Source organism: Luteimonas vadosa (assembly GCF_039543545.1).
In the GTDB taxonomy this organism is placed as follows: domain Bacteria; phylum Pseudomonadota; class Gammaproteobacteria; order Xanthomonadales; family Xanthomonadaceae; genus Luteimonas; species Luteimonas vadosa.
Genome location: NZ_BAABJY010000002.1, coordinates 61,551 through 83,928, shown reverse-complemented (window position 1 = coordinate 83,928; position 22,378 = coordinate 61,551). Strand labels below are relative to the sequence as shown.

The 22,378-nt window shown below is 69.1% G+C and carries 21 protein-coding genes; 10 read left to right on the top strand and 11 right to left on the bottom strand.

All coding sequences use genetic code 11. From position 1 onward, the window contains the following. Positions 1-51: 51 nt before the first annotated feature. The 5 genes from rfbD to ssb form a co-directional block, all read right to left on the bottom strand. On the bottom strand, positions 52-942 hold the full coding sequence (gene rfbD / locus ABD970_RS06195; protein WP_345294661.1) for a dTDP-4-dehydrorhamnose reductase: 891 nt from the start codon (positions 940-942) through the stop codon (positions 52-54). Next, entirely contained in the window at positions 939-1,496 is a 558-nt protein-coding gene (gene rfbC, locus ABD970_RS06190) for a dTDP-4-dehydrorhamnose 3,5-epimerase (protein ID WP_345294660.1), read from the bottom strand. Before rfbC ends, rfbD begins: the two co-directional genes overlap by 4 nt. Then, entirely contained in the window at positions 1,493-2,380 is an 888-nt protein-coding gene (gene rfbA, locus ABD970_RS06185; protein ID WP_345294659.1) for a glucose-1-phosphate thymidylyltransferase RfbA, read from the bottom strand. The genes rfbC and rfbA overlap by 4 nt, the downstream gene beginning before the upstream one ends. Continuing rightward, entirely contained in the window at positions 2,377-3,435 is a 1,059-nt protein-coding gene (gene rfbB / locus ABD970_RS06180) for a dTDP-glucose 4,6-dehydratase (protein ID WP_345294658.1), read from the bottom strand. The genes rfbA and rfbB overlap by 4 nt, the downstream gene beginning before the upstream one ends. Before the next feature lie 86 nt (positions 3,436-3,521). Then, on the bottom strand, positions 3,522-3,992 hold the full coding sequence (gene ssb / locus ABD970_RS06175; RefSeq protein WP_345294657.1) for a single-stranded DNA-binding protein: 471 nt from the start codon (positions 3,990-3,992) through the stop codon (positions 3,522-3,524). Between the two features lie 152 nt (positions 3,993-4,144). On the opposite strand from ssb, the gene ABD970_RS06170 reads away from it, so the two are divergent. Continuing rightward, entirely contained in the window at positions 4,145-5,164 is a 1,020-nt protein-coding gene (locus ABD970_RS06170; protein ID WP_345294656.1) for a polyprenyl synthetase family protein, read from the top strand. 21 nt (positions 5,165-5,185) lie between these two features. Here ABD970_RS06170 and murD read toward each other — a convergent pair whose 3' ends face one another. The 3 genes from murD to ABD970_RS06155 are packed head-to-tail and all read right to left on the bottom strand — an operon-like array spanning position 5,186 to position 10,657. Then, entirely contained in the window at positions 5,186-6,625 is a 1,440-nt protein-coding gene (gene murD, locus ABD970_RS06165; RefSeq protein WP_345294655.1) for a UDP-N-acetylmuramoyl-L-alanine--D-glutamate ligase, read from the bottom strand. Next, positions 6,606-8,066: a UDP-N-acetyl-alpha-D-muramoyl-L-alanyl-L-glutamate epimerase gene (gene murL / locus ABD970_RS06160; RefSeq protein ID WP_345294654.1), complete on the bottom strand. Its 1,461-nt coding sequence runs from the start codon at positions 8,064-8,066 to the stop codon at positions 6,606-6,608. The genes murD and murL overlap by 20 nt, the downstream gene beginning before the upstream one ends. Beyond that, positions 8,063-10,657, bottom strand: coding sequence for a bifunctional aspartate kinase/diaminopimelate decarboxylase (locus tag ABD970_RS06155; RefSeq protein WP_345294653.1), 2,595 nt, complete (start codon positions 10,655-10,657; stop codon positions 8,063-8,065). Before ABD970_RS06155 ends, murL begins: the two co-directional genes overlap by 4 nt. 106 nt (positions 10,658-10,763) lie before the next feature. Here ABD970_RS06155 and ABD970_RS06150 point away from each other — a divergent pair, with 106 nt between their 5' ends. Both ABD970_RS06150 and ABD970_RS06145 read left to right on the top strand, forming a co-directional pair. Further along, positions 10,764-11,639 carry a PhzF family phenazine biosynthesis protein gene (locus ABD970_RS06150; RefSeq protein ID WP_345294652.1) on the top strand — a complete coding sequence of 292 codons (876 nt, stop codon included), beginning with the start codon at positions 10,764-10,766 and terminating at the stop codon, positions 11,637-11,639. Positions 11,640-11,834: 195 nt separating this feature from the next. Next, entirely contained in the window at positions 11,835-12,716 is an 882-nt protein-coding gene (locus ABD970_RS06145) for a PhzF family phenazine biosynthesis protein (protein ID WP_345294651.1), read from the top strand. A gap of 154 nt (positions 12,717-12,870) precedes the next feature. Here the strand turns inward: ABD970_RS06145 and ABD970_RS06140 are convergent, their stop codons facing one another. The 3 genes from ABD970_RS06140 to ABD970_RS06130 form a co-directional block, all read right to left on the bottom strand. Continuing rightward, on the bottom strand, positions 12,871-14,538 hold the full coding sequence (locus tag ABD970_RS06140; RefSeq protein ID WP_345294650.1) for an amidohydrolase: 1,668 nt from the start codon (positions 14,536-14,538) through the stop codon (positions 12,871-12,873). A 242-nt stretch (positions 14,539-14,780) separates the two neighbouring features. Beyond that, positions 14,781-15,506 carry a glycine zipper 2TM domain-containing protein gene (locus ABD970_RS06135; RefSeq protein ID WP_345294649.1) on the bottom strand — a complete coding sequence of 242 codons (726 nt, stop codon included), beginning with the start codon at positions 15,504-15,506 and terminating at the stop codon, positions 14,781-14,783. A gap of 237 nt (positions 15,507-15,743) precedes the next feature. Next, complete coding sequence (locus ABD970_RS06130; protein WP_345294648.1) at positions 15,744-16,178, bottom strand: OsmC family protein; 435 nt, start codon at positions 16,176-16,178, stop codon at positions 15,744-15,746. A 219-nt stretch (positions 16,179-16,397) separates the two neighbouring features. On the opposite strand from ABD970_RS06130, the gene fusA reads away from it, so the two are divergent. From fusA to ABD970_RS06095, 7 genes are all read left to right on the top strand, one after another. Further along, a complete protein-coding gene (gene fusA, locus ABD970_RS06125; RefSeq protein WP_345294647.1) occupies positions 16,398-18,446 on the top strand; it encodes an elongation factor G in 2,049 nt (682 codons plus the stop codon). A gap of 261 nt (positions 18,447-18,707) precedes the next feature. Further along, on the top strand, positions 18,708-19,118 hold the full coding sequence (locus ABD970_RS06120; protein ID WP_345294646.1) for a DUF2784 domain-containing protein: 411 nt from the start codon (positions 18,708-18,710) through the stop codon (positions 19,116-19,118). A gap of 163 nt (positions 19,119-19,281) precedes the next feature. Beyond that, on the top strand, positions 19,282-19,668 hold the full coding sequence (locus tag ABD970_RS06115) for an HU family DNA-binding protein (RefSeq protein ID WP_345295656.1): 387 nt from the start codon (positions 19,282-19,284) through the stop codon (positions 19,666-19,668). Between the two features lie 179 nt (positions 19,669-19,847). Beyond that, on the top strand, positions 19,848-20,459 hold the full coding sequence (locus tag ABD970_RS06110) for a M23 family metallopeptidase (protein WP_345294645.1): 612 nt from the start codon (positions 19,848-19,850) through the stop codon (positions 20,457-20,459). A gap of 92 nt (positions 20,460-20,551) precedes the next feature. Beyond that, entirely contained in the window at positions 20,552-21,004 is a 453-nt protein-coding gene (locus tag ABD970_RS06105) for a hypothetical protein (protein ID WP_345294644.1), read from the top strand. 87 nt (positions 21,005-21,091) lie between these two features. Beyond that, complete coding sequence (locus ABD970_RS06100) at positions 21,092-21,655, top strand: YceB family lipoprotein (RefSeq protein ID WP_345294643.1); 564 nt, start codon at positions 21,092-21,094, stop codon at positions 21,653-21,655. A gap of 7 nt (positions 21,656-21,662) precedes the next feature. Next, positions 21,663-22,352 carry a hypothetical protein gene (locus ABD970_RS06095; RefSeq protein WP_345294642.1) on the top strand — a complete coding sequence of 230 codons (690 nt, stop codon included), beginning with the start codon at positions 21,663-21,665 and terminating at the stop codon, positions 22,350-22,352. Positions 22,353-22,378 lie beyond the last annotated feature (26 nt).

The window sequence follows — 22,378 nt, the reverse complement described above, 5'->3', positions numbered from 1 at the left end:
TCGCCTCCCCGGCGCAGGATCCCTTTCCTGCCCGCACATCTTGTCCCAGGATCAGGAGGCTGCCAAGACCGTTTCCAACCCGGCGGTCCATTCAGGCAGGACACGGCCGAGCGCCGCCTCCACCTTGCCCACGTCCAGGCACGAGTAGGCGGGTCTTCGCGCAGGGGTGGGGAATTCCGAAGTCGCGATGGGGACGACGCGCGGGGGTTTCTCCAGCAGTCCACGCGCATGCGCCCCGGCAAGGATCGCCATTGCGAATCCGTGCCAGGTCGTCGAGCCGTGCGGCGTGAGGTGGTACAGCCCGCAAGCCATGCCAGGGCGTGAAATCGAGATGGCGGTCACGTCGGCGATCAGCGCGGCCGGCGTAGGCGTCCCGACCTGGTCAGCCACGACCCGCAACTCGTCTCGCTCCCGGGCGAGGCGCAGCATGGTGTTCATGAAATTCCGCCCGTGCGCGGCATACACCCACGCAGTCCGGAAGATCAGGTGCCTGGCACCGCTTCCCTCGATCGCCTGCTCGCCGGCCAGCTTGCTCTCGCCATACACGCCCAGTGGCGCCGTAGGATCCCGCTCCGCATACGGGCGCGTGGCGCTGCCATCGAACACGTAATCCGTCGAGTAATGCACCAGGCGTGCATCCATGCGCGCGCACGCCTCGGCGATGACCCCGGGCGCCTCGGCGTTGATCCTGAATGCCGTCCCGCGCTCTTCCTCGGCACGGTCGACGGCGGTGTAGGCCGCGGCATTGACCACGACCTCGGGCCGGATCCGCTCGACCAGCGCGCCCAGTTCGCCGGGGTGTTCAAGGTCCGCGACCTCGCAGTTCGAGCCATCGGTGAGCCTGCCGTCGCGCGTGGCACTGACCAGCTCGCCCAATGGCAGGAGGCTGCGGCCCAACTCCCGACCGACCTGGCCGTTGGCACCGAGCAGCAGGATCTTCATGCCGTGAAAGGCGGCAACCGCTCCGCAGGGATCTCGGTCAGGAACGGCGCCGCCGCATCCTTGCCCGAGAGCACCGGCTCGGACACGGGCCAGTCGATGCCGAGGTCCGCGTCGTTCCAGCGGATGCCCGCGTCGGCTTCGCGGTCGTAGGTCGCGGTGCACAGGTACGTGAACAAGGCGCGCTCGCTCAGCGTCACGAACCCATGCGCGAAGCCTTCCGGTACCCAGAGATGGCGGCGGTTCGCGGCGCTGAGCGTCACCCCCGTCCAACGGCCGAACGTGGGCGAGCCCTGGCGGATGTCGACGGCGACGTCCCACACCTCGCCCTCGAGCACGGAGACGTACTTGCCTTGGGGATTGGGCCACTGGTAGTGCAGCCCGCGGAGCACGCCGCGCGCGGACGAGGAAACATTCCCCTGCACGAATGCCGGGGCCAGGCCATGCGCTGCCAGCTTGTCGTGGTTGAAGGACTCATAGAAGAATCCACGCTCGTCGCCGAACACCTCCGGCTCGATGACCAGGCATCCTGGCAGATCGGTTTCAATGACCTTCACGGCACGAACCCGCGCTCGGCCAGGCCTAGCAGGTACTGTCCGTAGCCGTTCTTGGCCAGCGGCCTGGCCAGCGACTCCAGCTGCGCCGCATCGATCCAGCCATTGTTCCAGGCGATCTCCTCCGGGCAGCACACGCGCAACCCCTGGCGCGCCTCGATGGTCTCGATGTAGTTGCTCGCCTCCAGCAGCGACTGGTGCGTGCCGGTATCGAGCCATGCGTAACCCCGGCCGAGTTGCTCGAGATGGAGCGAGGATTCATCCAGGTAGCAGCGATTGAGGTCGGTGATTTCCAGCTCGCCGCGCGGCGACGGCTTCAGCGATGCGGCGAAGTCGCTGGCGCGCCCATCGTAGAAGTACAGCCCGGTGACCGCATAGTTGGAACGTGGCTTGGCCGGCTTTTCCTCCAGGCCGACCACGCGCCCCTGCGCGTCGAAATCCGCCACGCCGTAACGCTCCGGGTCGCGCACCCAGTAGCCGAACACGGTCGCGCCACGGTCGCGCGAATCCGCCCGCTGCAACAGGCCGGTCAGCCCGGGGCCGTGGAAGATGTTGTCGCCAAGGACCAGGCAGCTTGGTTGCCCGTCGATGAATTCGCGCCCGATCAGGTAGGCCTGCGCCAGGCCGTCGGGACTGGGCTGCACCGCGTATTCGATCCGCATGCCCCACTGCGACCCGTCGCCGAGCAAGGCCTTGAACAAGGCCTGCTCGTGCGGGGTGTTGATGACCAGCACCTCCCGGATGCCCGCCAGCATCAGCACGCTGAGCGGGTAGTAGATCATCGGCTTGTCGTACACCGGCAGCAACTGCTTGCTGATCGACTGCGTGAGGGGATAAAGCCGCGTGCCCGAGCCGCCGGCAAGGACGATGCCCTTGCGCGCCGTCATGCCGCGACCCCGCCGATGCGTTCCAGGCGGTAGCTGCCGTCGAGGACCCGGCCGACCCAGTCCTCGTTGGCCAGGTACCAGTCGACGGTATCGGCCATGCCCTGCTCGAAGCTATGCGCCGGCTGCCAGCCCAGTTCGGCCTTCAGCTTCCCGGCATCGATCGCATACCGGCGATCGTGTCCCGGGCGATCCGCGACGTAGGTCACCTGCGAGAAACGCGGCTCCCCATCGGCGCGCGGCCGGCGTTCGTCCAGCAGCCCGCACAAGGTGCGGACCACGCTGATGTTCTCGCGTTCGGCGTCGCCGCCGACGTTGTAGGTCTCGCCCACGCGGCCCCTCTCCAGCACCGCGCGGATCGCGCTGCAGTGGTCGCCGACGTAGAGCCAGTCGCGGACATTCTTGCCATCGCCGTAGATCGGGAGGGCTTCACCTGCCAACGCCTTCGCGATGATCAACGGGACGAGCTTCTCCGGAAACTGGTACGGACCGTAATTGTTGGAGCAGTTGGTGGTCAGAACCGGCAGGCCGTAGGTGTGGTGGAAGGCACGTACCAGGTGGTCGGAGGCGGCCTTGGAGGCCGAATACGGGGAATTGGGTGCGTATGGGGTTTGCTCGGTGAATTTGCCGCTGTCCCCCAGCGAGCCGTAGACCTCGTCGGTCGACACGTGCAGGAAGCGGAAGCCGTCCCGGCGCTCCCCTTCGAGCCGCCGCCAATAATCCCGCACCTGCTCCAGCAGCGACAGCGTGCCGACGACGTTGGTCTGCACGAAGGCCGCCGGGCCGTCGATCGAACGGTCGACATGGCTTTCGGCGGCGAAGTTGACCACTGCATCCGGCCGGTGCTCGGCCAGCAGCCGCCCCACGAGGCCGGCGTCGCCGATGTCTCCGTGGACGAACAGATGATCGGGATTGCCCTGCAAGCCGGCCAGGGTGTCGAGGTTGCCGGCGTACGTCAGCGCATCCAGGTTGACGATGCGAATGCCTTTCGCGACGGCATCGATCACGAAATTGCCACCGATGAAACCGGCTCCACCGGTCACTAGCCAGGTCGGCACATCTAGCTCCTGCATTGAAATGGAATGACTTCAGCCCACGGCGTCGGTCGACGCCCGCGGGATGCGCTCAAGCGCGGGAACCGACGTCAGAACGGAATGTCGTCATCCGAGAAGTCGTCGGCAGGCGCGGGCCTGGACGCCGGTGCCGAACGGGCCTGCGGCGCGGAGTCCTGGCGCTGGGGGCGCTGGCCGCCACCGCCACCGCCGCCACCACCGCCCTCGCCTCGCCCGCCGAGCATCTGCATCTCGTTGGCGACGATTTCGGTGAAGTACTTCTCCACGCCGTCCTGGCCGGTGTACTTGTCGTAGCGGATCTCGCCTTCGACGTACACCTGGGACCCCTTGCGCAGGTACTCGCCGGCGATCTCGCCGAGCTTTCCGAAGAAGGTCACCCTGTGCCACTGCGTCTCTTCCTTGGTCTCGCCGTCCTTGGTCTTGCGCACCGAAGTGGTGGCCAGGCTGATCTTGGTGATCGCCATGCCGCCCTGGGTGTACTTGGTCTCCGGGTCGTTGCCGAGGTTTCCGACCAGAATCGCTTTGTTGATGCCGCGGGCCATTGCTTTTCCTTGGATTTCGCCAGTACGGGCGACAAGTGTCGAATTATAAGCGCTCGACGGGGATCGGCAGCAGGCCCGGGAACCCGTCGGAAAACCCCGCGCCGCGCTGCCGGCGGTTCGTATAATCCGCGCTCGCCCCCGCTGGATCCCGCATGGCACACGAACCAAGCCCGACGACACGGCCCCTGCCCCCGGGCCCGGCCCTGTCGCTCCGGGACGTCCAGGCCCTGGCCGGAGAGGACATGGCCGCCGTGGACGGGCTGATCCGCCGCCGGCTGGCTTCCGACGTGGTCCTGGTCAACCAGGTCGCGGAGCACATCGTGGCCGGTGGAGGCAAGCGGCTTCGCCCCATGCTGCTGCTGCTGGCGGCCAGGTCCCTGGGGCATTCCGGTCCGGAGGCCCACCAGCTAGCCGCGGTGGTTGAGTTCATCCATACCGCCACCCTGCTCCACGACGACGTCGTCGACGAATCCGACCTGAGGCGCGGCCGCAGCACGGCCAATGCGCTGTTCGGCAACGCCGCGAGCGTGCTGGTCGGCGATTTCCTCTATTCGCGAAGCTTCCAGCTCATGGTCGAGCTGGACCGCGTCGAGGTGATGCGGATCCTCGCCGATACCACCAACGCGATCGCCGAGGGCGAGGTACTCCAGCTCCTGCACGTGCGCAACCCGGACACCGACGAGGCGGCCTACCTGCGCGTGATCGAGCGCAAGACCGCCGTGCTGTTCGCCGCCGCGACCCGGCTGGGCGCCCTGCTGGCGGGCGCGGAGGCGTCGACGCAGCAAGCCTTCCATGCGTACGGCCTGAACCTCGGCTTCGCCTTCCAGATCGCCGACGACGTGCTCGACTACAGCGCGGACGAGGCGGCGCTGGGCAAGCACCTGGGCGACGACCTGGCCGAAGGCAAGGCAACGCTGCCGCTGATCCACGCCATGGCGCAGGCCGACGGCGCGACGCGCGCGCGGCTGCGCACGATCGTCGAAGAGGGCGACATCGATGCACTGCCGGAAGTGCTGGCGGCCATCGAGTCCGCCCGCAGCCTGGACTACAGCCGTGCGCGAGCGAGCGCGTACGCGGCGGCGGCCGAGGCCGCGCTGGATGGCCTCGACGAGAACACCGCTGTCGCCGGGTTGCGGGGCCTGGCGCGCTATGCGGTCGCGCGCGGGCATTGAACTGACCCCGCGGGCCGCGGCTCAGGCGATGCCGATCCCGGGAATGTCGCTGATGGCGGCGGGGTCGAAACCGCCCAGCGCCGCGAAATGCCGGCCGCGCTGCGTGTAGTCGCGGTACTGCCCGAAGCTGGGGGCGCCCGGCGACAGCAGCATCACGCCCTCCCCGCCGAGGGCGTCGCTCGCCAGCGCGACGGCGCGTTCGAGATCTTCGGCCTCCAGCAACTGGAACGCCCCCGCCGCCGCGACCGGCGCCAGCAGGTCCCGGATCCGGGCTCCATTGCGACCCATGGTCACCACCACGGCCGGCGCCTGGCGCGCCATGGCAGCGGCGAACTCGCTCCAGTCGACACCACGATCATGGCCGCCGACCAGCAAGGCGACGCGCCGCTCCCGATACAAATCCAGGGCCGCCAGGGTCGCGTGGGGCGTGGTGCTGATCGAATCATTGACCCACGTGGTGCCTTCGCAAGTGCCGAGGACCTGCAGACGGTGCGGCAGCGGCTGGAAGCTCGCCGCGTGCGGGGCCAGCGCGGCCGCGTCCAGGCCGAAGGCATCGAGGGCGGCCAGTACCGCGCACAGGTTGCCGCGGTTGTGGCGACCGGGCAGCGGCAAGCCACGCGTATCCAGGACATGCTCGGCGCCCCGGTAGAGCGCGTCGTCGCGCAGGTGCCAGCCGTCGGCGCGGCCGAACCAGCGCAGGGTGCTGGACGGCAACTGGCCATCGAGGGCGGCCAGCCGATTGTCCGCGGCATTGAGCACGGCGATCCGTGGTGCCGCTTCCGTCACCAACGCCAGCTTGTCGGCCACGTAGCGCTCCTCGCTGCCGTGCCAGTCCAGGTGTTCGGGGAACAGGTTGGTGACGACCGCGACTCCGGGCCGCGTGCCGCTGCCGGCGACGTCGCGGGTCTGGTAGCTGGAGAGCTCGACCACCCAGGCCTCGGCTTGCCCGTCCACCAGTTCCAGCAGCGGCATGCCGATGTTGCCGGCCAGCGCCGTCCGCAGTCCCGCCGAACGCAGCAGGTGTGCGAGCAGGGCTGAGGTGGTGCTCTTGCCCTTGGTGCCGGTGACACACAAGGTGCGCGCCTCGGGATGCTCGGCGAACCAGATCGCGGTGCCGCCGATGAAGCGCGTCCCCCGCGCGGCAGCCGCCACGGCTTCGGGGCCGTACGGGCTGATTCCGGGCGACTTGACCACCACGTCGAACGCACCGAGCCGCTCGGCGCTGGCATCGGTTTCGATGGACAACGCCGGATCGGCCAGCGCGCGCGCCTCGGCGGCCTCCCCTTCGTTGCAGAACAGCGTCAACGGCAGGGTCGCGTCCGCGCCTGCCGACGCGGCACCTGCCGCCGTCGACTGCCGGCCGCGCAGCACCCCGTAAGCCGCCCGCCCTTCCCGCCCCCAACCCCAGAGGGCGATGCGGCCGCCGGACGCGACGATGGCCTCAAGCTGCGAAACGCGCATGCAGCCGGTTCCATACTTCGGGTGGGATGCCGTGGCGGTCGTCCAGCTCCAGCAGCGGCGCCAGCGCAAGCCCGGCCTCTTCGAGCTGCGGCAGGATCTCGCGGGCGAACCGACGCACCACCGCGTCCTCGCGCCACTCGGGGCGGTTCGACAGCGCCGCCATCGCGGCCCTGGATTCGCGGCCTTCGCCGACGCATTCGAACGGCTTGTGGCCCTGGTATTCCAGCAGGGCATCGAACCCCGGCACCTGCGCCGGGTCGTCGAGCAGGTTCCGGCCGAAGATGCGCATGAGCCTCGGCTTCGGCAGGAACGGCGCCAACGCCAGGAACACGAAATGGCATTTCGGGCATACACCGCACCAGCGGTTGACGGGACGTTGCCCCAGGATGTGGAAGTTGCGGTTGCAGCTGGAGAAATGCGCGTCGTACCGATCGTTCTTCGCGAACTGGCGGGCCACCGCCAACTCGCTCAGCGGGCGCAACAGTGAGTAATACGACAGGTCGGCCGCCACGCGCCCGCGGACGTGCCGTGCGAAGGCCTTCTCGAACGCCCAGCCCTTCGACCATTGGTGGTTGACCTCGCCCGTGCCCTCGATCTGGCTGCCGTAGCTCGCCGAATGCTCGTTGGAGAACACGACCTGGTCGGCATCGTGCAGCAACGCGGCCAGCACCAGGATCGCGGAATTGATCGCGGTCACGGGGATGTGGCCATTCCACGCACCCTGGCGGTTGAACTCGAACAGCTGCGGCGCGAGCTGGCGCCCGATGGCGAGCGTCGGCAACCCGGTGTGCTCGGCGCAGGTCCGGATGAGCTGGGAGCTGCCGATCCACGCCACGGTCTGCTCGATGCCTGCCGCCCGCAAGGCTTCGATCGACACCAGCGAGTCCTTGCCGCCGCCGATGGCGGTGAGGGCGTGGCGGCGGAGGCCGAGCACGGGCGCACCCTCACCCTGCTCACGCGAGGCGGAAGCGGGGCTTGAATCGTCCCTGCCCCCAACTTTGGTGGAGGCGAAGGCACCGCTCCCTTCCCCGCTTTCGAGCCGGGAAGGGAGCGCATCGGACACCGGGAACCGGATCCGCCCGTGCAGGGCCAGTCCGTTGCGATAGGCGAATTCCCCCAGGCCATTGACGTAGACCTCGCGCAACAGCGCGGCCGTGCCCGAGTCGATCGAATAGCCATCGATGCGGATGTCGGGTGGCACCGCCGCCTTGTAGTAGCTGACGCCGGCGACAAGGTGCAGCAGGCGCAGTGCCCGCTCCACCGCTTCCGCGCGCCCGGGTTCCAGTTGGAACGGTGCGCCGGGCACGCTGACGATCTCGACCAGCTCCGGGCCGTCGTCGAAGGCGTAGACGAGGTGCGCGATGCCGGTGTCGGCGTCGAACCGGCACCGCACGAAGCGGAAGCACTGCACCTTGTCGCGGTCGAAGGCGGCGTCGGTCATTCCAGGACGTCCTGTTGCGGCAGCGGCCGCAGGTTGTAGGTGTTGGCCATGGCGAACCCGTAGGCGCCGGCGTCGGCGACCAGCATGACGTCGCCGTCCACGGTCCCGGCCGGGAGCATGCGGGCGGTCCCGATGACGTCGCCCGACTCGCAGATGGGGCCGACGACATCGGCGCGCGTGTCGGCCGTCTCGTCGCTCCGGCTGAGGTTGTGCACGGCGTGCCAGGCGTCGTAGAGAGCCGGCCGCATCAGCGTGTGCATCCCGGCGTCGAGGCCCACCCGGCGCACGCCCTGCTTCTCCACGACCTGGGTGGCGCGTGCCAGCACGACCCCGCACTCGGCCACCAGGAAGCGACCCGGCTCGATCGCAAGCCGGTAGCGCGGCCACGCCGCCTTGATCCCGGCCAGCCCGCTTGCCCAAGCGTCCACGTCGAACGGTTCCGCATCCGGCTTGTACGGGACCGGCAGGCCGCCGCCGATGTCCAGCGTCTCGACGGTGCCCAGGTCGTCCGCCAACCCGGCCAGGTCGGCATGGACCTCCCGCCAGTGCGACGGCGCGAGGATGCCGCTGCCCAGGTGCGCGTGCAGGCCGGTGATGCGTACGTCGAGCGCGCGGGCGCACTGGGCGAACCGCTCGAGCTCCGGCGCCGGCAGGCCGAACTTCGACGCCACGCCCCCGGTGACCACTTTCGCGTGGTGGCCATCGCCACGGCCCAGGTCGAGGCGCAACCACAGGCTGCGGCCCCGGAAGACATCGGGCCAGCGCTGCAGCGCCTCGATGTTGTCCACGGTCACGGTGACGCCCCGCGCGAACGCGCCGGCGTACTCGTTGCGGGGCGCGAAGCTCGGGGTGAACAACACCTGCGCCGGATCGATTCGGGGCAGCACGTCGAACACGTGGTCGAGCTCGCCCCGGGACACGCATTCCAGGCCGAAGCCTTCGTCGACGATGGCGCGCAACAAGACCGGGTGCGCGTTGGCCTTGATCGCGTAGAAGCGGCGGTCGACCGCCTCCACGGCGGCCAGCGCCCGCGCCCGCGCGCGCAGCGTCGGCAAGTCGTAGACGTAGCGCGGTGTGCCTGCCTGCGCAAGCTCGAGCAACTCGCCGCGCCGCCGCATCCACCAGGGCGCCTCGCGCACCCGATGGCCGTGCACGATCTGCCTCCAGCTCGGCCCGAACACCCCGGCGTCCTGCACGGGCATCGCGCCGCTGTCGATCAGCGCCGCATGCAGTTCCGGCAGCAGGCCCTCGGCGTCGGCCTCGTCGATCACGAACGTCAGGTTGAGGTCGTTGGACGACTGCGAGATCAGGTGCACTCGCTCCTGGCCAAACGTGGCCCAGACCTCCGACAGCTTGTGCAGCAGCGAGCGCATGCCGCGTCCGACCAGGGTGATCGCCGCGCAGGGCGTGATCACCTTGACCTTGCAGACCTGCGCCAGGTCGGCCGACAGCTCGGCGAGCACGTCGGTATTGACCAGGTTCTCGCCGGGATCCAGCGACACGGTGACGTTGGTTTCCGAAGACCCGATCAGGTCAACCGACAGGCCATGCCTGCGAAAACGCTCGAAGACGTCGGCTAGGAAGCCGACCTGTTGCCACATGCCGATGCTTTCCATCGACACCAGCACCACGCCGTCGCGGCGGCTGATGGCCTTGACCCCCGGCACCGTCGCGGCCTCGCCATCGATGGACGTGCCCGGCAGGTCCGGGCGCTGGGTGTCGAGGATCGCCATTGGCACGCCGGCGTCGCGGCAGGGCTTGATCGAACGCGGGTGCAGCACGCGCGCGCCCGTGGTGGCGATTTCCTGGGCCTCCGAGTAATCGAGTCGGGTCAGCAGGCGGGCATCGGGGACCTCGCGCGGGTTGGCGGTGAACATCCCGGGGACGTCGGTCCAGATCTCCACCCGCCTGGCACTCAGCAACGCACCGAAGTACGCCGCCGATGTGTCCGACCCGCCCCGCCCGAGGATCGCGGTCCTGCCGTCCGCGTGCCGGGCGATGAACCCCTGGGTCAGCAGCATCCGTGGGGACTGCGAAGCAAAGCGCCGGCGCCACGCATCGTCGCGGGCGTCGATGCAGTTGACAGACAGCCGCGTCGCCCAGGCATTCTGGTTGGGCATGGCCAGCGCATCGAGCCAGTCGCGGGCGTCGCACCAGCCGAAATCCAGCCCTTGCGCGCCCAGGTAGGCGGCGCCGAGCGTGGAGGAGAGCAACTCGCCCTGCGCCAGCAACTCGGCCTGCCAGTCGTAGGGGCGTGCCTCGAATCGCGGGTCGACGAGCAACGCGCGCAACCGCGCGATGCGTTCGCCCAGCACCGTGTCGGGATCGAGATCCAGCTCGCGTGCGAAGTCGACATGCCGCTGCGCCAGGGCCTCGATCGCCGCGCTGGCATCGCCCTCGCCCGCCGCGACCGCCGTGAGCGCATTGGTCACGCCCGACAGCGCCGAGACGACCACCAGCACCCGCGCGGCGTGTTCGTCGGCGCGCTGTTGCGCCAGGCGCCCGATGGTGTCCCAGCGTGCGCGCTCCGACACCGAGGTGCCGCCGAACTTGAGCACGATCCACGGGGCGCTTGCGGAAGGGGAAGGCATAGAATGGGCGCTCGCCCGCGCGGGGCACGAACCGAGCATTGTACGGGCGCGTGGCGCAGCGTCGAATCCGGGAAGATCCACTCCCGTCCACGTCCCGGAGGAAAGCATGACCAAGCGTCGCTGGCTCCAGCTCGATGTCTTCGCCGACCGGCCGGGTGCCGGCAACCCCTTGGGCGTCGTCGTCGACGCGCAGGGCATGGCGCCGGCCACCATGCAGGCGATCGCGGCGTGGACCAACCTGTCGGAAACGATCTTCCTGCTGCCACCCACCGTCGATGGCGCCGACTACCGCGTCCGTATCTTCACCCCGCGGCAGGAATTGCCGTTCGCCGGGCATCCCAGCGTGGGTGCGGCCTGGGCGATCCACCAGGCCAATGAGAACGCGGCCAACGGCGGCCGCCTGATGCAGGAATGCGCCGCGGGACTGCTGCCCGTGCGCATCGACGGCGCCGGCCTCGCCCACGTCCGCGCACCGCGAGCCACCCGCTTGGAGACCGATGCCGGCAGCCTGCTTGATCGCGCCACGGCAGGCTTCGCTCCCGGCCAGCTTGCGCCTGCGCTCTGGAACAACGGGCCATGCTGGTGGCTGGTCCAGCTGGCGGATGACCAGGCGGTGCGCCGCGCCGTTCCGGACCTGCCGGCGATCGCGGCCCTGACCCGGGCCACCGGTGCGGTGGGTCTGGCCGTCTTCGGCAGCGCCACGGATCCGGGGCACGACCTGGTCGTCCGCGCCTTCTGTCCCGCCGACAACATCCCGGAGGACCCAGTGACCGGCAGCGCCAATGCCTGCATCGCGGCGGCGTTGCATGCTGCCGATCAGTGGCCTAACGCTGGCGAACGAGCCGAGGGTAGGCGCTACGTCGCCAGCCAGGGGCGCGAGGTCGGGCGGGATGGGCGTGTGCAGGTCGAGGTGGATGGGGATGCAGAGGTGTGGATCGGAGGACAAGTCCAGCGGGTTATCGAAGGTGAATTCCATTGGTGACGTCCCTGACTCACTGGCACAAGCCGCGCGCGCGGCTTCTTCGGCGCAGCGTCTCAGGGTGCGCGGCGGGCGGGATCGGCGGAGAAGTCCAGTTGGTGTTCCGGGGAGAATTCCATTGGTGACGACCGTGAGTCACTGGCACAACCCGCGCGCGCGGCGCGATCGTTGCAGCACCCCTGCATGCAAGGCGGGCGCATGACCCTCGCGCGCCGCTACGTGCAGATGGATGTGTTCGCCGACCGCCCCGGCGCGGGCAATCCGCTGGCGGTGGTGCTGGATGCGGCCGGCCTGGACGATGCCGCCATGCAGGCGATCGCCCGTTGGACCCGGTTGCCGGAGACCACGTTCGTGTTCCCCGCTGCTTCCGGCGATGCCAGCTACTCGCTGCGCATGTTCAGCCCGCGGCGCGAAGTCCCCTTCGCCGGACATCCCAGCGTGGGTACCGCGCACGCCGTGCTCGACGCGGGCCTGGCCGTGCCGCGCGACGGACTGCTGGTGCAGGAGGGACTGGCCGGGCAACTGCCCTTGCGTGTCGTCGGCGACGGCCGGCACCGCACCATCGGGGTACGCACGCCGCGGTCGCGCGTCGTCGAGGTCGCGACGCACGACGATCCGCGCTTGCGCGCAGCGCTACGGGGACTGCCGGTGGGGCCCTTGCCGCCCGCGCTGGTGGAAGGGGGCCGCCGATGGTGGCTGGCGCAAGTCGATAGCGAAAGCGCCCTGCGCGCGTCCGAGCCGGACTGGGATGCCATCGCCGCGCTCGCCGAATCCACGGACACCATGGGCCTGTGCGTCTTTGCGCGCAGCGACGATCCCGTGTTCTACCTGGCCGTACGCGCCTGGGTGGGAGGCACGCCGACGCCGTTCGAGGACGCCGCTTCCGGCGCCGCCAACGCCACGCTGGCGGCCTGGCTGGCTTCACGCGACGCCCTGCCCGGGCGGGACGGCCGCTACCGGGTCAGCCAGGGACGCGAAGTCGGCTACGACGCCATCATCGACCTGTACGTGGACGATGACGGCGAGGTCTGGTCCGGCGGTCGCGCGTGCCCGATCGTCTCAGGTCGCATCGAGTGGTGACGCAATGGATCGGTGACGCGGACCGGACCCGCTCCCGCCCGTTTCACGACCGTGCGCGTGCGGGCAATGGATGTCACGAGTTCCATCGCTGTTGCCAACACGGTGCTCGCCGCGCCCAGCCTGCCCTGGCCTGCCGAAGGGCCCGGCGACAGGATCAATCAGCCGTCGCTTCCGCCTCGTAGACCGGCTGGCCGTCGACCCAGGTCGAACGGATGGGCAGGTCGTCGAGGCGCGATGCATCCACGCCGAGCGGGTCGTCTGCCAGCACCACGAAGTCCGCGCGCAATCCCGGGGCAAGCCGGCCCACGACGTCCTCGTCGCGACCGGCGAAGGCCGCGTCGACGGTAAATCCTCGCAACGCCTCGGCGGCCGTGAGCCGCTGCCCGGGCAACCAGCCGCCCGGCGGTTGGCCGTCGCGATCCTGCCGCGTGACCGAGGCATGCAGGCCAAGCCGCGGGTCCACCGATTCGACCGGGAAATCCGAACCCAGGGCCAGTCGCGCACCGGCCTGGAGGAAACGCCGCCAGGCATACGCGCCCTCCAGCCGCTCGGCGCCAATACGGGTTTCCGCCCACGGCATGTCGGACGTCGCATGGGTCGGCTGCATCGACGCAATCACGCCCAGCCGCGCGAAGCGGGGGATGTCTTCGAGCGCGACCACCTGCGCATGCTCGATCCGCCAGCGGTGGTCGCCCCCGGCCGCATCGCCCAGCACCTTTTCGTAGGTGTCGAGCACGATGCGGTTGCCACGGTCGCCGATCGCGTGCGACGCCACCTGCACGCCGCAACCATGGGCCTTGCGCACGATCGCCTCGAAGTCTCCCGGCGCCGTCACCAGCAGGCCGCGATGCCCTGGCTCGTCGCTGTAGTCTTCGATCAGCGCGGCGCCGCGACTGCCCAGCGCGCCATCGACGTAAAGCTTGACCCCACGCATCTGCAATCGGCCGCCGGGATGGCGGTACAGGCCCATGGCGCAGAGGTCCGCCAGCGCCTCGCGGTCGCCGTCGGCATAGGCATCGATGCGCAGCGGCAGCCGGCCCGCGTCGGCAAAGCGGCGCAGCAAGGCGAGTTCGCCCTGCCGGGTGCCCATGTCGTGGACGCCGGTCAGCCCGTTACGCACGGCGGCTTCCAGTGCCCGCTCCAGTGCTTCCTCGCGCAAGGCGTCATCGGGCGCGGGCACGACCTGGTCGACGATCTCGTAGGCGTTGTCGACGAAGATGCCGGTCGGCTTGCCGTCCACGCGCAGGATGCGGCCCCCGTCCGGCTGCCAGTCGCCCGACAGGTCCCGTTCGACCGTGCGCATCGCGGCCGAATTCGCCCAGCCTGCATGCCCGTCCACGCGCTCCAGCCAGACCGGCCGATCGGGGAAGGCCGCGTCCAGATCGGCGCTGGTCGGGAACACCTGGTCCGGCCAGTCGTTCTGGTCCCAGCCGCGACCGAGCAGCCAGGCACCCTGGGGCAGGGTCTTCTCGAAGTCCTGCAGCCGCGCGAGGACTTCGGCCTTGTCGGACGCCCCGACCAGGTCGGCGCGCAACAACGCGTAACCGAGGTTCATGACGTGGCCGTGGGCATCGATCAGGCCGGGGATCACCGTCGCATCGCCGACGTCGATGCGCCTGGCGCGCGGGTAGCGGGCGGCGAGCTCGGCGGCTTCCCCGACGGCGAGGATCCGGCCGGACGCATCCCACGCCATCGCACGTGCAACCGGGCGTGCGGGATCGGAGGTGTGGATGCGCGCCGCCGTCAGCAACTGCACCTCGGAAGCAGGCGTCGTTCCAGCGAACGACACGCAAAGCAAAACGATCCAGGCGAAACGGGGCATGGGAGGGTCCGGGGTTCGATGTCGCGCCACTATGCCGACGGTCGCGGACGCCGGCAATGCTCACGCCGTTGTCCGGATGCGTACGGCGGATGCCCTCGGCGTTCCCGGCACCAGCGCGGCATTGCGCCCGCCATCGTTCCGGCCACGCGCCGAACGCAAAAAAAAAGGGGCCGGAAGGCCCCTTCAACAGACTCACCTCGGAGCACCTCCGTCCGGAATGCCGACGAAGGGACTGTTTGCGATTACTCGGGACGGACGTCCACGCGCACCCGGATCCTGTCGCCCGGGTGGTAGTTGGTGCGGGTGGTGTAACGGCGACCGGCGTATTCGTAGGTCACGTCGTAGGCACGGACGCCGCCACCGTAGCCGTCGTTGGCGGGGTAGTAGCCCCCGCCGCTGCCCACGGGTACCGGATCGCAGACCGTCACGTTGCCCTGGCGCGGATAGCGGTTGCGCTGGCTCGCCTCGTAGATCTCCCGGCCGGCCATGCCACCGACCACCGAGCCCAACGCGGAGGTGGCGTAGCGGGCCGAACCACCGCCCACCTTGCTGCCGACCACCGCTCCGACCAGGCCGCCGACCACGGTGGCGACCGTGCGCCCGGTCTGGCTCCCCGCGTCGCGCCGATAGGGATCGTTGCCGTAGTACCCGTCGCTGCGGCCGTAGGTCCCGCTGCCGTAGTAGCCATCGTCGCGGCCGTAATTCCGGTCGTTGTAGGGATCGCTACCTGCGTAATACCCATCCTGCCGGCTGTAGCAGCGTTGCCCGGCTGTGGGCGTGCCGTACCCGGACCGAGAATCGAACACCGGATCGACGCGGACCACGCGGGCATAGTCGTACTGCGCCCCGTAGGCCTGGCCGTAGCGGTCCACGGTCGGCTGGTAGTTGTGGTAACCCGATTGCGCCGACGCGGTGCCGACGGCGGCAGCGAGGCCCAGTGCGAGGATGGATGCGCTAAGACGTTTCATAGGGTTCTGGCTCCCGGCGCCCGACTGGCGCTTTGGTTCACCCTAGGCGGCAGGGGGTGACATCGCGCTGAATCCGGCTGGATTGACCGTCGATCGGCGACGCGCATTCATGTTCCCGACAGCCGGGCGGTCCGCCACGCATCCGCACCAGCGCCTGGCCAGGCGGCACCATGCAATGGTCAACGCGCATCGCAAGGCGGCGCCGTGGCGGCTTGCCCGCGACGTCACCTGGAGCGCTCAGCCCAGCAGCTCGGCCTCCAGCGTGATCGGCACGGCGGACAAGGCCTTTGAAACCGGGCAATTCTGCTTGGCATCGTCGGCGATCGCGCGGAACTGCGCGCCCTCCATCCCGGGCACCCTGGCTTTCGTGGACAACCTGATCGCGCAGATCTGCGGGCCCCCATCCATCGACAGGTCGACCTCGGCACGGGAGTCGACCGCCTCCGGCGGGTGCCCGGCCTCGGCGAGCTTGTGCGACAGCGCCATGGTGAAGCAGGCGGCATGCGCGGCGGCGATCAGCTCTTCGGGATTGGTTCCCTTCTTGTCGCCGAAGCGGGTGTTGAAACCGTATTCGGTTTCCTGCATCAAGCCGCTGGCGGGCGTGCTGATGGTGCCGCCACCGGACTTCAGGTCGCCGGACCAGTGTGCGGTGGCGTGGCGGGTATCGACCATGGGGAAACTCCTGTTGGGGAAGCAAGGGACTGCGAGGCTAGCGGCGCGCCTGTTACGCCCACGTGCGTTTTGTTGCGCTGCAACGGGACGCTCGCTTCGGCTCCGCGCTATCTTGCTCGTCCGCCATGACCGCCCGCCGAGCGCACGCTCGGTCGCTGCGCTACCCCGCGGACAGCCATGACGTCCCATTCCACCCCGCTATCCAGGGAGAACGGACGCATGTCCTACAGTACCGAGCAGATCCGCAACGTGGCCCTCGCGGGCCATCCCGGCGCCGGCAAGACCATCCTCTTCGAAGCCCTGCTGCACGCCGGCGGCGCCCTCCAGGCGGCAGGCACGATCGAACGCGGCAATACCGTCTCCGACCACGACCCGATCGAGAAGGAACGCGGCCACTCCATCGACGCCGCGATCGCCAGCACCGACCATGCGGGCATCCACGTCAACCTGATCGACACCCCGGGCTATCCCGACTTCCGCGGCCCGACCCTGTCGGCGCTGGCCGCCGTGGAAACGGTCGCCATCGTGGTCGACGCCGAGACCGGCATCGCTTACGGCACGCACCGGATGATGGAGCACGCCAAGGGGCGCAGGCTCTGCCGGGTGATCGTGGTGAACAAGATCGACCACGCCGGCGCCGACCTCGCCGGCCTGCTGGAGGAGCTGCGGGCGACCTTCGGCAACGAGGTGCTTCCCCTCAACCTGCCTGCCGAGGGCGGCAGCAAGGTCGTCGATTGCTTCGGCCGATCCGAGGGCGACAGCGACCTGGGCCCGGTCGCCGACTGGCACCAGAAGATCATCGACCAGGTGGTGGAAGTCAACGAAACGGTGATGGACCACTACCTGGACCTGGGCGAGGAAGGCCTGTCGGGTGAGGAGCTGCACGACGCCTTCGAGCAGTGCCTCCGCGAAGGCCACCTGGTCCCGGTGTGCTTCGTCTCCGCGCGCAGCGGCGTCGGCGTCAAGGAGCTGCTGGGCATCGCCGAAACGCTGTTCCCGCACCCGGGCGAGGCCAATGCGCCGCCCTTCCTGAAGGGTAGTGGCAGCGACGCGACGCCCGTCGAATGCAAGCCCGATCCGGAGGCGCACGTCATCGCCGACGTGTTCAAGGTGGTCAACGACCCCTTCGTCGGCAAGCTCGGCATCTTCAGGGTCTACCAGGGCACGGTAAAGAAGGACACCCAGCTGTTCATCGACGATGGCAAGAAGCCGTTCAAGGTCGGCCACCTGTTCAAGCTCAAGGGCAAGGACCACGTCGAGGTCGACCGCGCCATTCCCGGGGACATCGCGGCGGTGGCGAAGATCGACGACCTGCACTTCGACGCCGTGCTGCACGACTCGCACGCCGAAGACCACATCCACCTGGCGCCGCTGGACTTCCCCAAGCCGATGTTCGGGCTGGCGGTCACGGCCGCCAGCAAGGGACAGGAGCAGAAGCTCGCCAACGCATTGCACAAGATGGCCGAGGAAGACCCCTGCTTCACCATCGAGCACGAGTCCGAAACCAACGAGACCGTGATCCGCGGGCTGTCCGACCTGCACCTGCGCATTCACCTGGACAAGCTCAAGGACCGGCACGGCGTGCAGGTCGACACTCGCCCGCCCCGCATCGCTTATCGCGAAACCGTGGGCGGCAAGGCCGAGGGGCACTACCGGCACAAGAAGCAGACGGGCGGCGCGGGCCAGTTCGGCGAGGTGTTCCTGCGCATCGAACCGCTGCCCCGCGGTGGCGGGTTCGAGTTCGTCGACCAGGTCAAGGGCGGCACCATCCCCGGCCAGTTCCTGCCGGCGGTGGAGAAAGGCGTGCGCCAGGTGCTGGGCAGCGGCGCGGTCGCTGGCTATCCGATGCAGGACGTGCGCGTGATCGTCTACGACGGCAAGCATCACCCCGTGGACAGCAAGGAAGTCGCCTTCGTCGCAGCCGGGAAGAAAGCCTTCCTGGAAGCGGTCTCCAAGGCCCGTCCGCAGGTGCTCGAACCCATCGTCGACCTCGACGTACACGCCCCCGAGCAGCACATGGGCGATATCAGCGGTGGCCTCGCCAGCAAGCGCGCGCGCATCCACGGCACGGACGCGACAAAGGGCGGCGAGATCGTGGTCAAGGCCCAGGTGCCGTTGTCCGAACTTGAAGGCTACGCGGCGGAGCTGAAATCGGTGACCGCGGGGCGCGGGCGCTACGCGCTGGACTTCAGCCACTACGAGCCGGTGCCGGCGCAGGTGCAGCAGAAGCTGGTGGAGGCCTACAAGCCCCGGCACGACGAGGACTGACGCACGCGGCCATCGGCCACGGCCCGCGCCACGCGATCCAGGCGCACGTCCGGGAAACGTGCAATGGTCGCGAAGCGCCCATGCGACGCAGGGAACATGCGCCTCGCGCCCGCGGGTTCGTTTGCCGCGCATCCCCGGCCCTTCCAAGCGTTGCGTCCCGCACAGGCGACGCAATGCCCGGCCGCAAGCAGCCGGGAGGCCTGATCCCTGCCTCTCGCGCCAAAATCATTCCCCTCGCCACCCACCCGCTACGCTGCCCGCATGCCTGGACTGTCCCCCGCCATCTCGATCGCGCTCGCCGATGCCCTGTTGCTCCTGCATGTCGGCATCGTCGCGTTCGTCGTCCTGGGCACCTTGTTGATCCTGGCCGGTGGCTGGCGGGGTTGGCGTTGGGTGCGGAACCCGGGCTTTCGCCTCGCGCACCTGGTGCTGGTGCTCTTCATCGCGCTGCAGGCCTGGCTGGGCAGGCTGTGTCCCCTCACGACCTGGGAGCAAGGACTGCGAAACCGTGCAGGACAAGCCACTTACGGCGAGTCCTTCATGCAGCACTGGCTTTCCCGGCTGATCTTCTTCGAAGCACCCGGGTGGGTCTTCGTCGCTGCATACACCGGTTTCGCCGCGTTGGTCGCCGGTGCCTGGTGGTGGGTACGCCCCCGCTGGAGTCGGCGTTGAACCGGGCGCGCACTCGCGCGGTTTCCGGCATGTTCCTTGCGGGCACGGAAATTCCCGCTCTTTTTTGCGGTTTCCACTTGGCGCGGCGACGCGCATGCCCTACATTGCAGGGGCCGACGGGGTCGGCCAGACAATCCACCTACGAATACGGAACCACACACACATGGCGAAGAAAGCTAAAAAAGCGGCCAAGAAAGCCGCGCCGAGGAAAGCCGCTGCCAAGCCCGCAGCGATGAAGCCGATCAAGGAGCCCTTGAGCAAGTCGGGCCTGGTCGCACAGATCGCGGAGCACTCGGGCGTCGCCGCCAAGGACGTCCGTGCCGTGATGAATTCGCTCGAATCCGCCGCGCATGCATCGCTCAGCAAGCGTGGTGCCGGTAGCTTCACCCTGCCGGGCATGCTGAAGATCACTTCGGTCAAGGTGCCCGCCAAGCCGCGCCGCAAGGGCATCAATCCGTTCACCAAGGAAGAGCAGTGGTTCGCCGCCAAGCCGGCCACGGTGAAGGTCAAGGCACGTCCGCTGAAGAAGCTCAAGGACGCTGCGGCCTGATCGCAGTTGCCAAGCGGCGGCGCGCGGTAACGCGCGACGCCGAAACGGGCCGGTGCCCTTCCCTGTGGAAGGCCCGGCCTTTTTGATGGTGGTGCTTCGATGGCGCTTGCAGGAAGCGGCCCGGGTCCGCGTCCATTGCCTTGACGCCTCGCGTCGGCACCACGCCATAACCTCGCCGGATGGATGACGAGATCACCCGGTCGCGCCGGACACCCGTGGACTACACCCAGGTCCTGCGTTCGACGCTCGCATGGCTGGCGACGATCGCGCTCCTGTCGGCCGCGGGCTATTGGGCCTGGCACCAGCCCTTCATGGCGAGGCCGCGCGCGCTGTGGGAATTGTCCCGGCTGCCGCCCCCGGCGTCGCTGGCCATGCCCGTCGAAGGCGTTGCGCCGGCGCGCGTGGCCGATACGTTCGGTGCCGCACGCGGCAAGGATCGGTCCCATGCCGGGGTCGACATCTTCGCGCCGCGCGGCACCCCGGTGCTCAGCGCGACGCGTGGCGTGGTGGCGGCGATCCAGGAAGGCGGGCTGGGCGGGAAGCAGGTCTGGATCATTGGCCCGGCACGGGAGCGGCACTACTACGCCCACCTCGATGCCTGGACCAAGGACCTAGCGGTCGGGCAGGTCGTCATGCCCGGCGATCGACTGGGCTCGGTCGGCGACAGCGGCAATGCGCAAGGCACGCCGCCGCACCTGCATTACGGCATTTACGGAGCGAACGGGGCCTACGATCCATTGCCGCTGCTGCGCGCCCGGGGCGGTGGCGCGGACCCGCGCGCCGGCCGATGACCTTTTGCGCCCGTGGAATGGCCCGTATTGCCGCCATCGACGCGCACCCGGTCCCGCGCTAGCATGCCGCCGTCGCGTTCCAGGAATGCCGCATGCAGAACACACGCCTGGTCTCCAGCAAGCGCTTCTGGGTCTGCGCCGCGCTGGTGTCGATCGCCACGCTCATGCTCGACTTCGCCATCCATGGCTGGTGGCTGGACGCGGACTACCAGTCGCTCCCGGGCTTGTATCGCCCAAAGGCAGAAGCCGGTGCCTACTTCGGTTGGATGCTGCTCGCCCATGCGTGCATCGGCACCGCGTTGACCTGGCTGTACGCACAGGGCGACGACAGGGGCAAACCGGTCATTGGCCAGGGCCTGCGTTTCGGCCTGGCGCTGGCGCTGTTCTCCGCCATTCCGGGTTACCTGGTTTATTACGCCGTCCAACCCCTGCCGGCAGTGCTGGTCGCCAAGCAGATCCTGGCGGGCACCGTCGCGTTGCTGTTGCTGGGCGTATTCGTCGCCTGGCTGCAACCCGGCCGGCGGGTGCTGGCCGATCCCGACTGACGCCAGGTACGGCATCGTTCGTCGATGATGCCGCGTTCACCGTGATGCGCTAGGGTGCGCGCGATCGTCCCCCGAGCGGAACTGCCCATGTCGTCCTCCCTCCGAGCCATCGGCATCGCCGCCCTTGTCTCCGTCCTGGCCGCCTGCACCACACTCGGGCTGGTCTCGGCCTGGCTCAACAACCAGGTCGCGTTCACCGCGCCGCAGCTGCAACGGTCCATGGACCGGCGGTTCCCCCGCACCTTCGACAAGCTCGGCGGGCTGGTGTCGGTGACGATGGCCAACCCGGGCCTGTCGATCGTGCCCGGGGAATCCCGGCTGCGGCTGGATTTCGACGTTGGCATCGATGGCTTGGGCGGCAGTGGCAACCCGACCGGACGCTTGGCGCTCGCCAGCGGCCTGCGCTACGACCCGGCGACGCGCGGACTCCACCTCAGCGATCCGGAGTTGCTGCAATTCGACCTGCCCGACTCCGGCACGGCACTTGGCGGCGGCGCACGCGGTATCCTGAACACCCTGCTGGCCGAATACGCGCGCAGCGAACCGGTCTACCAGCTCGAACCCGACCTGCTGTCGAAAATGCCGGCCGGCAGTCGCATCGGCAAGGTCGCGATCGAGCGCGGGCTGGTTGTCGTCCACCTGGATCGCTGAGGAAGCCATGCAACGTATTCGAACCCTCTCCGCAGGCCTGCTGGTCCTCCTGGCGGCACTGCTGCTTTCCGCCTGCGGCGACGAAGGCGACCGCGCCGGCGGCCACAACGGCGGCACGGCGGCGGACGGCACCCTGCCTGCCCCGGAAGGCGGCAGTGGTTCGGTGACGGGGATGCCCGATGCCCCCGGACCGCGCCAGGTCGCGATCAGCGGCGCCCCGCCCGCCCCCGCGCCCGACGCGCTGCCCGGTGACCCCTTCGAGCTGCCCCCGCTGGAAGACAACCCCGAAACCGGACTGCTCGCCCAGGAAGACGCGACTACGGTGCCCGGCGATCCGGCCGGCCCGGGCCCCGCAGGCGTCGTGCGCGATTATTACGCGGCAATCAACGCCGGAAATTACGGCCACGCGTACTCACTGTGGTCCGATGGCGGCCGCAGCAGCGGACAGTCCCCGGACCAGTTCGCCGATGCGTTCACGAACGTCGCGGGCATCGAGGTGCAGGTCGGCGAGCTCGAACCCGCTGGAGGCACGTCGGGGTCGAGCCTGGTGCAGGTCCCGGTGGCGTTCACGAGCACGCGCCGGGACGGCACCGTGCAACGCTACCGCGGCACCTACGTGCTGCGGCGTCCGGCAGGCGATGGCGGCCCGGCCGCCTGGCGGATCGCCTCCGCGGATCTGCGCGAAGTACAGCCTTAAGTGCGCCGGCGCCCACCCGGTCCGGC

Bases quoted from the DNA above. Each gene is read 5' to 3' on its own strand.
- rfbD (WP_345294661.1), bottom strand. From the start codon at position 942: ATGAAGATCCTGCTGCTCGGTGCCAACGGCCAGGTCGGTCGGGAGTTG.
- rfbA (WP_345294659.1), bottom strand. From the start codon at position 2,380: ATGACGGCGCGCAAGGGCATCGTCCTTGCCGGCGGCTCGGGCACGCGG.
- ssb (WP_345294657.1), bottom strand. From the start codon at position 3,992: ATGGCCCGCGGCATCAACAAAGCGATTCTGGTCGGAAACCTCGGCAAC.
- ABD970_RS06170 (WP_345294656.1), top strand. From the start codon at position 4,145: ATGGCACACGAACCAAGCCCGACGACACGGCCCCTGCCCCCGGGCCCG.
- murD (WP_345294655.1), bottom strand. From the start codon at position 6,625: ATGCGCGTTTCGCAGCTTGAGGCCATCGTCGCGTCCGGCGGCCGCATC.
- murL (WP_345294654.1), bottom strand. From the start codon at position 8,066: ATGACCGACGCCGCCTTCGACCGCGACAAGGTGCAGTGCTTCCGCTTC.
- ABD970_RS06155 (WP_345294653.1), bottom strand. From the start codon at position 10,657: ATGCCTTCCCCTTCCGCAAGCGCCCCGTGGATCGTGCTCAAGTTCGGC.
- ABD970_RS06150 (WP_345294652.1), top strand. From the start codon at position 10,764: ATGACCAAGCGTCGCTGGCTCCAGCTCGATGTCTTCGCCGACCGGCCG.
- ABD970_RS06145 (WP_345294651.1), top strand. From the start codon at position 11,835: ATGACCCTCGCGCGCCGCTACGTGCAGATGGATGTGTTCGCCGACCGC.
- ABD970_RS06140 (WP_345294650.1), bottom strand. From the start codon at position 14,538: ATGCCCCGTTTCGCCTGGATCGTTTTGCTTTGCGTGTCGTTCGCTGGA.
- ABD970_RS06135 (WP_345294649.1), bottom strand. From the start codon at position 15,506: ATGAAACGTCTTAGCGCATCCATCCTCGCACTGGGCCTCGCTGCCGCC.
- ABD970_RS06130 (WP_345294648.1), bottom strand. From the start codon at position 16,178: ATGGTCGATACCCGCCACGCCACCGCACACTGGTCCGGCGACCTGAAG.
- fusA (WP_345294647.1), top strand. From the start codon at position 16,398: ATGTCCTACAGTACCGAGCAGATCCGCAACGTGGCCCTCGCGGGCCAT.
- ABD970_RS06120 (WP_345294646.1), top strand. From the start codon at position 18,708: ATGCCTGGACTGTCCCCCGCCATCTCGATCGCGCTCGCCGATGCCCTG.
- ABD970_RS06115 (WP_345295656.1), top strand. From the start codon at position 19,282: ATGGCGAAGAAAGCTAAAAAAGCGGCCAAGAAAGCCGCGCCGAGGAAA.
- ABD970_RS06110 (WP_345294645.1), top strand. From the start codon at position 19,848: ATGGATGACGAGATCACCCGGTCGCGCCGGACACCCGTGGACTACACC.
- ABD970_RS06105 (WP_345294644.1), top strand. From the start codon at position 20,552: ATGCAGAACACACGCCTGGTCTCCAGCAAGCGCTTCTGGGTCTGCGCC.
- ABD970_RS06100 (WP_345294643.1), top strand. From the start codon at position 21,092: ATGTCGTCCTCCCTCCGAGCCATCGGCATCGCCGCCCTTGTCTCCGTC.
- ABD970_RS06095 (WP_345294642.1), top strand. From the start codon at position 21,663: ATGCAACGTATTCGAACCCTCTCCGCAGGCCTGCTGGTCCTCCTGGCG.